General features: G+C 69.8%; 13 protein-coding genes and 1 pseudogene. 9 read left to right on the top strand and 5 right to left on the bottom strand.

The window, feature by feature from the left end:
- Window positions 1-92 precede the first annotated feature (92 nt).
- Together CP982_RS02350 and CP982_RS02345 are read left to right on the top strand one after the other, a co-directional pair.
- Window positions 93-563: a hypothetical protein gene (locus CP982_RS02350; RefSeq protein WP_150508904.1), complete on the top strand. Its 471-nt coding sequence runs from the start codon at window positions 93-95 to the stop codon at window positions 561-563.
- Window positions 564-620: 57 nt separating this feature from the next.
- Window positions 621-1,421, top strand: a complete 801-nt coding sequence (locus CP982_RS02345; protein ID WP_150508903.1) for a GNAT family N-acetyltransferase — start codon at window positions 621-623, stop codon at window positions 1,419-1,421.
- 25 nt (window positions 1,422-1,446) lie between these two features.
- On the opposite strand, the gene CP982_RS02340 is transcribed toward CP982_RS02345, so the two are convergent.
- Window positions 1,447-1,914 (bottom strand): iron chaperone, encoded by a 468-nt coding sequence (locus CP982_RS02340; RefSeq protein WP_150508902.1) that lies wholly within the window; start codon window positions 1,912-1,914, stop codon window positions 1,447-1,449.
- A gap of 88 nt (window positions 1,915-2,002) precedes the next feature.
- Window positions 2,003-3,175, bottom strand: a complete 1,173-nt coding sequence (locus CP982_RS02335) for a serine hydrolase domain-containing protein (protein WP_212669173.1) — start codon at window positions 3,173-3,175, stop codon at window positions 2,003-2,005.
- Window positions 3,176-3,374: 199 nt separating this feature from the next.
- Here CP982_RS02335 and CP982_RS02330 point away from each other — a divergent pair, with 199 nt between their 5' ends.
- Window positions 3,375-3,833, top strand: coding sequence for an NUDIX hydrolase (locus tag CP982_RS02330; protein ID WP_229879248.1), 459 nt, complete (start codon window positions 3,375-3,377; stop codon window positions 3,831-3,833).
- 43 nt (window positions 3,834-3,876) lie between these two features.
- On the top strand, window positions 3,877-4,245 hold the full coding sequence (locus CP982_RS02325; RefSeq protein ID WP_150508900.1) for a YbjQ family protein: 369 nt from the start codon (window positions 3,877-3,879) through the stop codon (window positions 4,243-4,245).
- A gap of 40 nt (window positions 4,246-4,285) precedes the next feature.
- Here CP982_RS02325 and CP982_RS02320 read toward each other — a convergent pair whose 3' ends face one another.
- Window positions 4,286-6,859 carry a hypothetical protein gene (locus CP982_RS02320; protein WP_150508899.1) on the bottom strand — a complete coding sequence of 858 codons (2,574 nt, stop codon included), beginning with the start codon at window positions 6,857-6,859 and terminating at the stop codon, window positions 4,286-4,288.
- Window positions 6,860-7,338: 479 nt separating this feature from the next.
- On the opposite strand from CP982_RS02320, the gene CP982_RS02315 reads away from it, so the two are divergent.
- On the top strand, window positions 7,339-7,998 hold the full coding sequence (locus CP982_RS02315) for a DUF1707 SHOCT-like domain-containing protein (protein WP_150508898.1): 660 nt from the start codon (window positions 7,339-7,341) through the stop codon (window positions 7,996-7,998).
- A 150-nt stretch (window positions 7,999-8,148) separates the two neighbouring features.
- On the opposite strand, the gene CP982_RS02310 is transcribed toward CP982_RS02315, so the two are convergent.
- Window positions 8,149-8,808, bottom strand: a complete 660-nt coding sequence (locus CP982_RS02310) for a DUF4360 domain-containing protein (protein ID WP_150508897.1) — start codon at window positions 8,806-8,808, stop codon at window positions 8,149-8,151.
- 466 nt (window positions 8,809-9,274) lie between these two features.
- Between CP982_RS02310 and CP982_RS02305 the strand changes: the two genes are divergently transcribed.
- A complete protein-coding gene (locus tag CP982_RS02305) occupies window positions 9,275-10,090 on the top strand; it encodes a tRNA-dependent cyclodipeptide synthase (RefSeq protein WP_150508896.1) in 816 nt (271 codons plus the stop codon).
- A gap of 97 nt (window positions 10,091-10,187) precedes the next feature.
- A pseudogene (locus CP982_RS43080) lies at window positions 10,188-11,082 on the top strand (Tn3 family transposase); the annotation flags it as partial.
- Between the two features lie 37 nt (window positions 11,083-11,119).
- Here CP982_RS43080 and CP982_RS02295 read toward each other — a convergent pair.
- On the bottom strand, window positions 11,120-11,674 hold the full coding sequence (locus tag CP982_RS02295; RefSeq protein ID WP_150508895.1) for a TetR/AcrR family transcriptional regulator: 555 nt from the start codon (window positions 11,672-11,674) through the stop codon (window positions 11,120-11,122).
- A 209-nt stretch (window positions 11,675-11,883) separates the two neighbouring features.
- On the opposite strand from CP982_RS02295, the gene CP982_RS02290 reads away from it, so the two are divergent.
- Window positions 11,884-13,065, top strand: coding sequence for a 4-hydroxybenzoate 3-monooxygenase (locus CP982_RS02290; protein ID WP_150508894.1), 1,182 nt, complete (start codon window positions 11,884-11,886; stop codon window positions 13,063-13,065).
- Between the two features lie 284 nt (window positions 13,066-13,349).
- The gene (locus CP982_RS02285; protein ID WP_229879246.1) at window positions 13,350-13,676 is read left to right on the top strand and encodes a hypothetical protein; all 327 of its coding nucleotides are present in this window, start codon (window positions 13,350-13,352) and stop codon (window positions 13,674-13,676) included.
- Window positions 13,677-13,807: the final 131 nt, after the last annotated feature.

Raw genomic sequence — 13,807 nt, 5'->3', positions numbered from 1 at the left:
TCGGACAGCGCTGGAAGATCCCGTTGCCCCGCTGCCGCCCCCGTGTGACGGTCGGCTGGCACGTCCAGCCGACCGGAAGAGGAGCAAGAGAGATGACCATGCAGCGGACCCGTCTGATACCCGCCGTCGCGACCCTGGTCGTCGGCGGCCTGTTGGCCGCCGGCACCGCCTCCGTCGCGACCGCGGCGGACACCACGACGGCGCGGAGCACGGCCACGGCACCCAGCGTCCCGTTCGGCTCGCTGCCGCCCGAGGAGCAGGAGCAGCTGCGGCAGATCGCCGCGGCCATCTGGCCCGACCAGGCCGCGGGCTGGGACATGAACACGGACGTCGCCGACGTGCTCTCCCAGGCCACCGGCGAAATCCTCCGCTGCTCCGAAGCGTTCGCGCTCGTCCCCAGACCCCCGGCGTTCCTCCCGGGCCTGAGCTACCTGCGCAACTACTGGAAGCAGCTGCGCGACTATTTCCTCGTCGTCAAGGAGAACCGCACGTACCGCATCTGTGTCGTGAACGTCGCCCGGAACTACCGTACGGCCATGGAGATGGCGTCCATGGGCATCTGACCCGACCCCGCCCACCAGGGCGGACATGCTTCAAGTTCTACAACTCAGGGGTTATTGATGACGGATCGTACGGAGTCGGTCGAATCGATGGAGCAGCTCGCCACGGTGTGGCGGGCCATGGTGCTCGACCGCGACACAGAGGCGGATGTGCGGGACCTGCCGGGCATCGCCGTCCGCTGGGCCGACAGCCAGTTCTCGTTCTGGAACTGCCTCACGCTGACCGAGGCCGACGCGGACAGCGCACTCCTCGGGCAGCGCCTGAGCGAGGCGGCGGACATCATGCGGGCGAAGGAACGCCCCGGATTCCTGTGGCTCTTCGAGGACCTGCTCGACGACGAGGCGCGCGCGGGCTTCCGGGCGGCGGCCGAGAAGGCGGGCCTCGAGTACGCCTTCCCCGGCACCGGCATGGCCGGAGACTTCCTCCCCGTCCCGGATCCGTCCCACCCCGACCTGACGTTCGTACGGGTGACCACGGACGAACAGCTGGAGGCGTACGCGGATCTGAATTCCCGCGCCTACGGATTCCCGCTGGAGGACGGCCGCGCGGGGCTCGTCGGGTCCGCGCTGTGGAAGAGCGACGTGCACGCCTACCTGGGCGTACGGGACGGGGTCGCGGTGACGTGCGCCGCGACGGTGGCGGCGAACGGACGCCTCTTCGTCGTGCTCGTCGCCACGGACCCGGCGTGGGAGCGCCGGGGCTACGGCGAGGCGGTGACCCGCAAGGCCCTGCACGAGGGCGCCCGGGCCACCGGCCTCACCCGTGCCACCCTGCACGCGACCGAGGCGGGGGCGCCCGTGTACCCCCGGATCGGCTTCAGGCCCAACTCGCCGATCCACTTCTACGGCCTGCGGGGCTGACCTGTCGGCCGCCCCGCCCGCCCGCTCAGCCGGCCGCTCGCTTGACGAGTTCGGCGATCCGCTCCTCGTCGGCGGCGGTCAGCTGGGTGAGGGCGAAGGCGGTCGGCCACATGGCGCCCTCGTCGAGGTGCGCGGCGTCGTTGAAGCCGAGCGTGGCGTAGCGCGCCTTGAACTTCGCCGCGCTCTGGAAGAAGCAGACGACCTTGCCGTCCCTGGCGTAGGCGGGCATGCCGTACCAGGTCTTCGGGGCGAGCTCCGGCGCGGCGGCCTTGACGATGGCGTGGATCTTCTCGGCCATGGCCCGGTCCGGCTCCTCCATCTCCGCGATCTTGGCGAGGACGTCGGCCTCGCCGTCCGCCTTGGTCCCGCGGCGCTTCGCCTTCACCTCCTTGGCGCGCTCCTTCATGGCCGCGCGCTCCTCGTCGGTGAACGCCACGGCCGTCTCGTCCTGCGCGGGGCTGCTGTCGGCGGCCTTCTCGGTGCTCTTCGTCATCGCGGCATTCCCTGTCTGTGCGGCTCCCTGCTGGTGTTCTCCATGCTAGGGAGGCCGCCGGGAAGACGGCTTCTCGAATCCTGACCGGCTAGCCCTTGGCGCAGAACTCCGCCTCGAAGACGTCCTCGTAGGGCTTGCCGTCCTCCAGCCAGTCCCCGTTGAGGTGGAAGGTCAGGGTGTGCTTGCCGTCGGCCGTGGTCGCCGTGCTGGTCAGCGAGCCCCAGACGATGCCGTCGTGGCCGTAGACCTTCACCCCGCAGGACAGGGTGCGGACGATCAGGCCCATGCCGTAGTCGAAGAAGGTGCCCGTCTTGACCGTGTCGAGGAGTTCCCGCTGCTGCGCGGCCGGCAGCAGCTCACCCTTGATCAGCGCGCTGTAGTAGCGGTTGAGGTCGCCCGTGGTGCTGATGATCTCGCCGGTCGCGCCCGACCACGCCGGGTTGTACTCCGTGGCGTCGTAGATCTCCGGCCCGGGGTTCGCCGCGTACAGCTTGGAGTAACCGATGGCGTGGGGGGCGGGCATCTTCGGGTCGGTGCCGGGGAACGTGGTCTCGCGCAGCTTCAGACGCTTGACGATGCGCCGCTCGGCCTCGCGCGCGTAGGTGTTGCCCGTGACCTTCTCGATGATCATGCCCGCGAGCACGAAGTTGGTGTTGGAGTAGTTCCAGCCGGTGCCGGGCTCGAAGTCGGGCTTGTGCTTGAGGGCGAGGCCGATGATCCGCTGCGGCGTCCAGGTCTCGTAGCGGTGGGCGAGGAAGCCGGGCCCGTTGATGTACTCCCGCCACTCCGGGGTGGACACCATGTCGTGCACGCCGCTGGTGTGGTTCAGGAGCTGGCGCACCGTCACCTTGGTGCCGTCGTAGCCGTTGCCCTTGAGCACGCCCGGCAGCCAGCGCTCGACGGAGTCGTCCAGGCTGAGCCTGCCCTCGGCCTCCAGCTGCAGCAGGACCACGGAGACGAAGGACTTGGTGTTGCTGCCCGCGCGCAGGTGGTCGGCGGCGGTGCGCTTGCGCTTGGTCGCGGTGTCGGCGTACCCGGCGGATCCGAACCACTTGCCGCGCTTCCCGCTCACCTCGGCGGCCACGCCCGGCATCCCCGCCCGCTCCAGCGCGTCCAGGGCGCGCTGGGTGGCGTCGTGCTTTCCGGTCTCCTCGGCCGCGCTGCCGGTGCCGGTGGCACAGGTGAAGGCCACCGCGGCGCTGATCGCGACCGCCGCGCCCCGCAGGAAGGCCCGGTTCTTCCACGTCGCACGCTTGGACATGCGTATCCCCCCAAGTGGTCGACCCACGTGGTCAACGATGATCATTTGACGGAGGAAGTGTACGGGTGGGCGATGACGCGCGGCCGTCGGCCCGGGCCGCCCCCGGCCCGTGCCCGGCGGGCAAGCAGGTTGCCCCGATGCGCACTTGGCCGAGCGGCCCGTAGAGTCCGCGCGGACGACACGACGGCGGGAGGAACCGGTGAACCAGCCGCAGAACGACGCCCTGCTCATCCTCAGGCGCCGGGACACCGTCCTGCTGGCCCGACGGCACCGCACCGGGTACGCCGACGGCCTGCTCAACCTCCCCTCCGGCAAGGTCGAGCCGGGCGAGGACCCCCGCGAGGCGATCGTGCGCGAGGCCCGCGAGGAAATCGGCGTCCGCCTCGACCACGGCGCCGTGCGGCTCGCCCACGTCATGTACTTCCGCAGCCCCGAGCGCAGCGATCGCGTCGGCTGGTTCTTCACCCTCGACCACGATTTCACCGGTACGCCCGTCAACGCCGAACCCCACAAGTGCAGCGAGATCCTCTGGGCCCCCGTCGATCCGCTGCCCGCGGACACCGTCCGGTACAACGCGCTCGCCATCCAGCACCACCTGAAGGGCGAGCCGCACTCGATCCACACGGACGACTGGCGGGAGACGTTTCCACTGGCGTGACGCCGAGGGGCAGGTCATGCTGGCCCCGAGGAGGTGCACACGCATGGGCATCGAGGATTTCGGCGGCGGCCAGACCGCGCAGTCCGACGTCTTGGTGGTGACCACCAATGACGTTCCCGGATATCACGTGCAACAGGTCATCGGCGAGGTCTTCGGTCTGACAGTGCGCTCCCGGCACCTGGGCTCGCAGATCGGCGCGGGACTGAAGTCCCTGGTCGGCGGCGAGCTGAAGGGGCTGACGAAAACCTTGGTCGAGACGCGGAACCAGGCGATGGAACGTCTTGTGGAGCAGGCCAGGTCGCGGGGCGCGAACGCGGTCCTCATGATGCGCTTCGACGTGACCGAGGCAGCCGACGTGGGCACCGAGGTGTGCGCGTACGGAACCGCCGTCGTCATCGCTCCGAAGGGATAGCGCCCGACGGCGGCCCCGGCCCCAGGGCCCCGCGCGCCGGTCACCGCGGGGCAGGGCCCTCCCCGACATCGTCCTGGCCGTACCTCTCCTTCATCTTCTTCACCCGCCGTTTGAACGTCTCCTGCGAGATGAAGAGTTTGTCCGCCACGGAGTTCGCGGACACCAAGTGCTCGCCCTCGAACATGATCTCGTACAGCGCGCGGTCGAAGTCGTCGGTCAGCACGTCGCCCTTGGGATTCCACTTCTCGGTGTCGCCCCGCTTCTTCCCCTCGTTCTTCCTCAGCAGCTCCCGCCATCCGCTGCGGAACCGCGCGGGCATGGCCGCCTCGATCGCCCCGTCCGCCCCCGGGACCTCCTTCAGCGGGTGAGCGAGTTTGCGTGTGCTCTCCCCGGTCTTTCCGAGCTGAAGGTTCATGGTCGTCACGGAGACGTTCAGCAGGACCCGGATGGGAGTCTTGAGGCCGGGGTCCGCCTGCGTCAGTTCACGGATCTTCCGGCGCAGAGCGTCGGGGAAGATCGTTCCGAACGTTCCTCTCTGCTCGCTGCGCCGCTCCACCGCCTGCCAGAACTCCGGCCCGGCCGCCACCCGCAGCTGGGGCACGATGGCCTCGTCGAACCACGCCTGCCACCGCTCCTGCTGCTCCTGGGAGCGCTTCGCCCTGTTGTCGGGGGCGGACTCGAGCCCGGCCGTCTCGTCCGTCTCCTTGGTGTCCCGGAGGCTGAGTTGGTGGAAGTGGGTCTCCAGGTGCTTCCCGGCCGCGGCAGGGTCCTCGACCTCGCTGTCGGAAGGGGTGTCGAGGCCCGCCTTGAGGTTCGCACGGCGGGGGAAGAGCCGTCCGGTTCTGCCGTCCGCCGTCGTGTACTTCTTGAGCCGCTTGCGCTGTTCCGTACCGCCCTCCGCGCCGACGGTGGGTTCGTGGACCCCCTCGTCGTGGAAGGCGGGCGCGGGCGTGGCGCCGCTGGGCGCCGCGGCGTACATCGGGCCGTGGCGCAGCTGCTCCTTGAGGTGGCCGTCCACCGCCTCGGTCCTCGACGCGTCCTGCCCGGGGAAGTGCTCCACAGCGCTGGTGGTGGCGTTGATGAAGTAGTGGTTTCCCCTGTCGTTGTAGCGGATGTCCAGGCCCATCTCGTTCTTGAAGTAGTTCTGCAGGCCGAGACAGGCCTGACACGGCCGCTTCCGGCCGCGGATCAGCACGTCGCTCTCGGCGTTCTCGCCGGTGATGTCCGCGTTGTTGAGCAGCATCAACAGCTTCTGCTCGGCGTGCTGCACACCGTCCGACCCGCTGTTGTAGACCAGGTACGCGTACCCCGCCGCCTCGCCGGAGAGGGCCTTGGCCAGGTACTGCCGGTACGCGGGATCCTCCGCGCGGTCATGGGAGACGTCGATCTTGCGGACGTGCCGTACGCCCCGCAGCGCCCGCAGCGTGCGGTTGTCCCGCAGGTACGGCGCGACCTGCGCGTCAGGTCCGCCGTCCACGTCCATCGGCGTGCCCGGCTGTTCCTCTTCCTGTCCCTGTTCCTGCCCGTGACCCTGTCCCGCCGGGCGGAGGCCCTCGCTGATCTTCAAGCGAGCCTGTTGGTCGCGGTACACACGATCGGGGTCTTCCCCCTTCGACGACGCCCCGGCGGACCGCTCGCCCTCGGTCCTGCGGCGTTTGCTGCTCGCGGGGCCGCTCGCCCGCGCCGGGCGCTTGCCCAGCGCCGCCTCCCCCTCCGATTCCCGCTCCGAGTCCTCCGTGTCGTCGTCGGCGTGGAAGTCGGTGGTCAGGACCTGCCGCAGTCGGTCGCCCGGCGCGTCCTGGACGTCCGTCTTGTCATCGCCGTTCTTGTCGTTGTCGTTCAACAGCCACTGGTGGAGCAGGTCCAGGGAGGAGTCCTGATTGGCGGTGATGACCAAGTGGCCGTTGTACAGCATGACTTGGACTTCCTGGTTCGGCTCGCTCACCTTCTGCATGCCCGCCGTCTTCTGTCCCCCTGACCGGCTCCGCCGCTGCTCCTGGCGCTCGATGGCGTTGTACAGCGCACGCGCGATGTGCCGGAGGCTCTGTTCGTCCGGCTGGTGTTTGTAGGAACGCGAGTACCGGACGACGATCTCGTCGCGGACCCGCCCCCACGACCTGTTCGGCTGCTCACAGGTGTGCTTCCTGCCGATCTCGTTGATGGCCTTCGCGCGCTGCTCCCACGAGGGCGCGCCGCCGGCCGCCGGTGCCTTTCCCTTGCCCTTCACGCGGGCCACGACCAGGGCGCCGCCGCCGGCCGCTCGTCCCGGGGCGGGAGTGGCCGGGACTCCGGCGGCGGGCCGGGGCAGGGCGCGTTGCTCGGCGGCCGTCCGGCCCGGCTGTCCGGCGCGGGAGTCCCGTGGTCCCGGCGAGGTGGCTGGCTCCACGGTCCGCGACCGGTCGTTCCGCGCGGCACGCTGAGCGCCCACGGAGGGTGCCGTTCTCGCGCCTGCGGCGAAGGCGGCACCGGCGTTCTCCGCCCCCTCCCCGGACGGCCGGCCCGGATCGGCGGCGACGGCCCCGGGGCCGTGAGCGTGCCGCTCCTCGCCGACCAGGCGCGCTACCACGTGGTTGCCCACGAGGCCGTTCAGCGCCACGGCCCGCCCCGGGGTCATGGGTCCTTGGCCGACACCCGCCGTCGGTGCGCTCGCGGCCCGGGGCGGAGCCTGCCCCTTGCCCGTGGCCTTCTGTCCGTTGCCTTCTTCCTGCCGCCGCATGACGTGTCCCGTCCGGTCGACCTCGGGCCCACACCCGTACGGAATGCGCCCCTTCGCGAGGCGAGAAGGCCGCCGCTTTCCGGCCTTGACCGCCTTCGCCAGGCCGTTCTATACAGCCGTGTGCGGGGCTGGAAGGGCCATCAGGGCATGCCTGAGGGCAGACGGTCGTCCGGAGTGGCACTCGGCCGGCCTTGCCCGGTCACCGTGCCGAAGCGCGCCACCGCGGCAGCGCCTCCGCAGGAGAGGACCTAGCCGGGATCTGTGACGCGATATAGCGTTAGTCCATAGCGATAGTTCATAGCGTTAGTTCTCCATTCGCGCGCGACCGCCTGCGCCGCGTGCCGCGCCGAGACGTTCGACAGGACCAGGACGGAAGCATGTCGGGAGAGATCTCACCCACGGGGAAGCCCTCCGGGCCCGGCTCGGCCCCCGAGCTGCGAGCCTCGCACGCGGACCGGGAGCGGGCGGTGGACGTGCTGCGCATCGCGGCCGGGGACGGCCTGCTGACCGCGGAGGAGTTGGACGAGCGCCTGGAGGCCGCTCTGTCGGCGCGGACGCGGAGCGAACTGGCCGTGCTCACCGCCGACCTGCCGCCCGCACCCTCCGCACCCGGCGCGACCGGGGTGGAGGCCAAGGACGTGGTCCGGATCGAACAGGTCCACAGCGGCGCGGTCGAGCGCAAAGGACGCTGGGTGGTGCCGCGGAGGCTGGAGCTCGACGTGACGTACTGCGACGTGACGCTCGACTTCAGTGGAGCGGTGATCACGCACGACACCTTGCGGATAGATGTGGGCATGACGGGGAAGACCCTGACGCTCGTCACCGGGCCGGGAGTCGTGGTCGATACCGATGGTCTGCAACTGGTGCACAGCAGGGTCAAGTACCTGCGGACTCCGCCGGATCACGCCCCCGACGCACCGGTCACTCTGCGCGTGGAGCTGGTCGGTCAGAAGGCCCACGGGCGCGTGGTGGTGCGACCTCCGCGCCGGACGTTCGGACAGTGGCTGCTGCGCAGGCCGACGGCCCTTTCCGCGTAACCGGTGACGAATTGGCCGAGACGCCGCGCGCGGCGTCGGCAGAGCGGGAGGTCCTGCCAGGAAGAAGGGACCTCCCGCTCGCCCTCGGCTCACGAACTCATGCCGAGCGGCCGAACTCGTCCACTGTGCTGGTGCACTCAGGGAAGCCGCTTACGAGCTCGGGCACTGCTTCCACGCGAGTCGGTACACGCTGCTGACCTTGGCATCCGTCGAGTCCATGGTCATGAAGCTGGTCTTGTCGGGATCGGAGGCTCCGATGAGAACCCGCAACTCGGTGTTGACGTTGAGGTTCCGCTTGGCGCCGCACGGCGCCCAGTCCAGGTCCTCCCACGGCTTCGTGTCGGTCGCTTGCCAGTTGTCGGCGTACGGGCCGCGCCAACGGTGGGATTCGGACTTGGTCTCGGGTGAGCCCTGGAAGTAGTACGACGCCTTCTCCATGCCGCTGACGCCGGACTGCAGCGAGGCGTACCCGCGGTAGTCGACGCTCGCGATCGCGTAGGTGTAGTCCACCGGGGCGTGCACGATCAGGCTGAGCTGGCAGTTCTTACGGAAGTCGACGGGATCGGACTGCTCTCCCGCACGGGCGAGGTAGTCGCTGTAGGTGACGGTGAACGCCGAGTTGTCCGGCGCGGCAGCCACGGCGACCGTCCCGGCGGGGCAGCCTGATCCATTGACTGTGGCTACCTCGACCCGGATTCTCTCGGCGGGTGACGGGGGAGTCGTGGGGACGTCTGGGGACGTACTGGGTGGAGCCAGAGCCATGGCGAACAACGCTGTCAGCGCGCCGCTCGCGAGAAGTCCACCGGCCATGGTTTTCCTATCGCGTTGATGGGGCCTGAATCCTGAAAGTGGATCGAGCGGTTTCAGGAGAGGGGGCATGTGCCCACGAGGAATCAGGTGGGGCATGCCAAGCGGGCGGGCATGGGGGACGAGCGGGCCGCCCGCTGACTGAGGGCCTCAGGCGACACGAATGGTACGAACCAAGAGTGCGGCTGCCTAGGGCATGTTCGGCCATGTGTTCCGCTGGGGGCACTCTGACCGAGCGGTCGGGGTGGCGTGTGCTGCGGCTCGGTGGCTCTGCCCCGAGCCGAGCACGGAATCCGCAAGGGCGATTCCGGCCAGGGGCAGGGCCCCGGCCGCCGGGGGCTGTCCCTGGCAGGGGGACGCGCGACTCCTGCGCCTTGCCAACCGATCCGGAGTAGTCGTACGCGATTCGAGGGGCAGCGGCTCGGTTCGGGCGTCGTGGGCGTCGCGCGGTGCTTAGAGTGCGCGGGTGATGGCCGACCGGAACGCGCTGTTCGGCGCACGCGGGGAATTCACCGAGTCCACTGAGTCCACCGAGCCCAGCAAGCCCAGCGAGCCCACCCTGCCCACCGACCTCACCGACCTCACCGGGTTCACTGGGTTCACTGGGTTCACAGCCGAACCGCTCACCGCCAATTGCCGCCGCCTCGCCGACCTGGCCCAGCACGCGTGCGTGGGAATGAGCCCGTTCAACTCCTACTTCAAGCGCGCACGCGTCGTGGAGCTCTGCCGGTGGGTGCTGCCCCGCTTCGACCGGGTGCACTTCCACCTCCCCGACGTTCCCTCGCAGTACACCCTCACCGCCACGGGGATACCGGCGGACAAAGCCCGGAAGCGGGCGCACGAGAACGGGCTGAAGATGCGCAACCGCATCCGCGACGGTCTCCTCCACACCACCGGCCACGAGGACGCCGGGCCGTACCTGCTCGACTGGGAGCACCTGCGGACGAAAGAGGCCTTCCAGCGCCTGCACCGGGAGGCCCAGCGCTGGTTCACCGCCGACCTCGCCTTCCGGGACATGTGCCTGAGCGCCTCCCGCAGCGTCCTCGCCCACCGCATGCCCGCCGAGCCGAGAGAGGCTCAGGTCCACGAGGCGGTGCGGTACTTCCTCGCCGACATTCCCCTGCTCATCGACACCCCGCAGATCACGGGGGCGCAGACCTCGGTGTACGTCTACCACCGCGCGACACCGTTCGTCGAAGCCCTCTTCGAGCACCGCTTGCCGTGGTCTCCCAGCCCGAATCAGGGGTACGTCGTCCTGCGCCCCACGGACGGCGGTGAGGGATGAACCTTCGGCAGTCGTGTTGATCGACTGTCTGGACGAGTCCAAGAGGCGGGCGCGCAACCGCCTGGGGTTCGCGGTCCCGCTCACGACCTCGCGGTAGCGGGCGAGGCCGACCGTGCTGGTCTCGCTGAACCTGCCCGGGGAGGCAGTGGCGCACCTGGCGGCGCGGGCCGCGCTGCTGGACGGCACTTACCGGGAGGGAGGTCGCCGCCCGGGTCCCGGACAACGCGCAGATCGTGTTCGACGACCATGGCCGTTCGCACTTCGCCGCCCTGGAGCCGGAGCCCGAACCGGCCTCCCTGCTGGAGCTGCGGGCCGCGGTGAACGCCATGGTGCCGAGAGTGGACCTGCCCGAGGTGCTGCTGGAGGTGTTCCCCTGGACCGGCGCCGACCAGGCGTTCACCTCGGTGACCGGCGGCGCGGACGCGCTGAAGTACGGCAGGTCGTCCCACGCCGACCAGACGTACGCGACTCGCTGTACGGGCTGGACGTCCGCTACGACCGCGCCGGCGGCAAGCGCCCGGAGATGCTCGTCACCGACACCGCGAGCTACAGCGACATCGTGTGCGGCCTTCTCGCCCTGGCCGGGTCGACCTGGTCCGGATCGAGCAGCACGGGGATGACATCCTGCGGATCATCGGCTCCATCCACACCTGAGCCGTCCGCGCCTACGACGTCATCCGGATGCTGTCCCGCGACGGTCGCCCCACCTCGCTTGGCGACGCGATCGCGCACTACGGGCGGATCGCGAGAACCCTGCACATCCTGCGCTCGGCCGACGAGCCCGGATACCGCCGCCAGATCAAGGTGCAGGCCAACCTCCAGGAAGGCCGCCACGCGTTCGCCCGGAAGATCTTCCACGGCCGGGCAGGGCAGCTCCACCAGCGCTACCAGGACGGCATGGAGGACCGGATCGGCGCGCTGGGCCTGGTCCTCAACGCACTCGTACTGTTCAACACCCGCTCATGGACGACGCCGTCACCCAGCTCCGGGCCGGGCGCTAGGGCCAGGCTGCACGGAACGGATGGGGTGTCAGCGCGGTACGCCGAGGCCGTCGAGGACGATGCCCACGGCCCGGTCGAGTGCCTCGCCTTCGCTGAGGTCCGTGGCGTATGCGAGGGCGCGCAGGAGGAGGGAGACGTCGTCGCCGGTGACGTCGGGGCGCGCGGCGCCGGCGGCCTGGGCGCGGTGGAGTGCGCCGTCGAGGGCCGCGCGGAAGGCGTCGGCCGCCTCGGTGACCGGCCGGGACAGGCCCTGGCCGTCGTCGTCGTGCGGGGGCAACAGATCCATCAGGGTCATCTTCACCGGCCCGGCCGCCGCGAGGGACCTCATCAGGGAGGCGAAGGCCTTCCCGGGGTCCTGAGGTTCGGCGAGCGCCAGCGCCTGGGCGGTCAGCTTCTCCAGGTAGCGGCACGCGGTGGCCTCGATGAGGTCCTGCTTGGTGGCGAAATTGCGGAAGACGGTGGCGATGCTGACCCCGGCCCGCTGCGCGATCTCATCGGTGGAGGCGGCGGCCCCCTTCTCGGCGAACACATGCTCGGCGGCCAGCAGGACCTTCTCCCTGTTGGCGGCTCCGTCGCGGCGCATAGCCCGACCCCTCTTACAAACGTAGTGGACACTACGTATGATGCGTAGTGAAGACTTCGCTTAAGGGTAGGGGGTCTCGCCCCGCTGCGCCAAACGCGCGGGACACCCATGTCCGGCGATCGCCATGAACAGGACGGGCTGATGAACGCACAGCTCTCCCCGACGAAAGACGCCCACTCTTCGCAGAAAAACACCAAGGAGCACCAACCATGTCCGTAACGGACGAGAACACCACTGTCGTGATCGTGGGTTCGGGTGTCGCCGGGCTCGCCCTCGGCAACTTCCTCCTGCGCAGCGGGATCGACTGCGTGGTACTGGAGCGGCACAGCCGCGAGTACGTCGAGCGGCGCCAGCGCGCGGGGGTCATCGACCCCAGGGCCGCGCGCATGTTCCGGGAGTGGGGCCTGGCGGACCGGGTCCTCGACGGCGCCCCCTTCGCGCCGGTGCTGAACTTCCGCGTCGATGGCGAGACGCGGCCCTTCCGGTACGTGACCGACGACCACGTCGACGGACGCTTCTGCCCCCAGCAGGTCCTCGTGCGCCATCTCATCGACGTCTTCGTCAGCGACGGCGGCGACCTCCGCTTCGAAGCCGAGGACGTCGAACCGGAGGACCTCACCGGCCCCCGGCCGCGCGTGCGCTACCGCGAAAGGACGGGCGTGACGCGGGCCATCGCCTGCGACTTCATCGCCGGCTGCGACGGAGACCACGGCGTCAGCCGGGCGAGCATCCCCGGCAACGTACTCACCCGCCAGTCCCACGAGTACGGGTACGCCTGGCTGACCGTACTGGCCGACGCCTCCGCCAACCACCAGTCCATGATGGCGATCCACGACCGGGGATTCGCCGGTCAGTTCGCCCGCGGACCCCGGGCCAGCCGCTTCTACCTCCAGTGCCCGCTGGACACCGCCGTCGAGGAGTGGGCGGACGACCGGATCTGGGAAGAGATCGAGGCGCGCTTCGGCGAACCGGTCACCGCGAAGGGACCGATCACCAGCAAGACGCTGGTGCCGCTGCGCAGCGTGGTCTACGCCCCGATGAGCTACGGCCGCCTGTACCTGCTCGGTGACGCCGCGCACATCGTGCCGCCCATGAGCGCCAAGGGCATGAACCTGGCCCTGCACGACGCCGACGTGTTCGCCACGGCCGTCCTGAAGCAGGTCAAGGAGCAGGACCCGGGCCCGCTGGAGGCGTACTCCGCCACCTGCCTGAAGCACGTGTGGAACTACCAGGCGTACGCCGCGTGGTTCACCGACCTCATGCACGACGCGGGAGACGTCTCCTATCACGGCGAGTTCCGGCGCAGCCTCGCACGCGCCGAGTTCGAACGCCTCTACGACTCCGAGACCGCCAACCGGCTCTTCGGCGAGTTCCTCACCGGCCTGAACTGATGAACAGGACGAGCATCCCCCGGCAGTCTCTGAGAGCCCTCACACCGAAGCGTCGACTCAGGGCTGTGCGCGGGCGCGGTCGTGCGTAAACCCCCGATCGGCCGTGGTGCGGTGCGCGCCCGGGTCGCAGGCGGCTCACTAGGGGCGCGTGACTCCGCATCGCGCCTCAGCTCTCTCCGCCCGGCACCCGCCAGCCGTCGACGCCCGGACGGCGGTCGGGTAGGCATGAGGGGGTCGCGCCGATCGGAGCGATCGCCGCACACGGTGAACGAGCGGTTCACGCCGTGCACGAGCAGAACGACCAGTGGGGGGACCACATGGCCATCATCGTCACCTTCGAAATTCCCGGTGTCGGGCAGGAGCTCTACGACGCCGTCATCAGCCGCCTCACCGACGGCGGCGAGTTCACGTCGCTCGCAGACATTCCCGCACCCGGACTGATCTCCCACGTGGCCGGTCCGGTCGAGGGCGGCTGGCGGGTCGTCGACGTATGGGAGTCCGAGGAGGCGCTCGAGAGCTTCTCGAAGATCCTCCAGCCGATCCTCGCCGACCTGGGCCACGCCGACGGCGAGCCGCAGATCATCCCGGCGCACAACGTCGTCACCCGCTGACCGCACCCCTGGCTCCACCACGGCCCGGCGCACCCGCGCCGGGCTGTTCGCGTGGCGGGTCGTCCGGCCAGCCGGGGCCGCGGTCGCGGGCCGATTGTCAGTGCCACCTCCTACGGTTTGAGCAGTGGGGC

It is taken from the genome of Streptomyces spectabilis (genome assembly GCF_008704795.1).
GTDB lineage: Bacteria > Actinomycetota > Actinomycetes > Streptomycetales > Streptomycetaceae > Streptomyces > Streptomyces spectabilis.
Note: the sequence above shows the minus strand (reverse complement) of the source record. Positions and strands in the feature narration are given on the sequence as shown.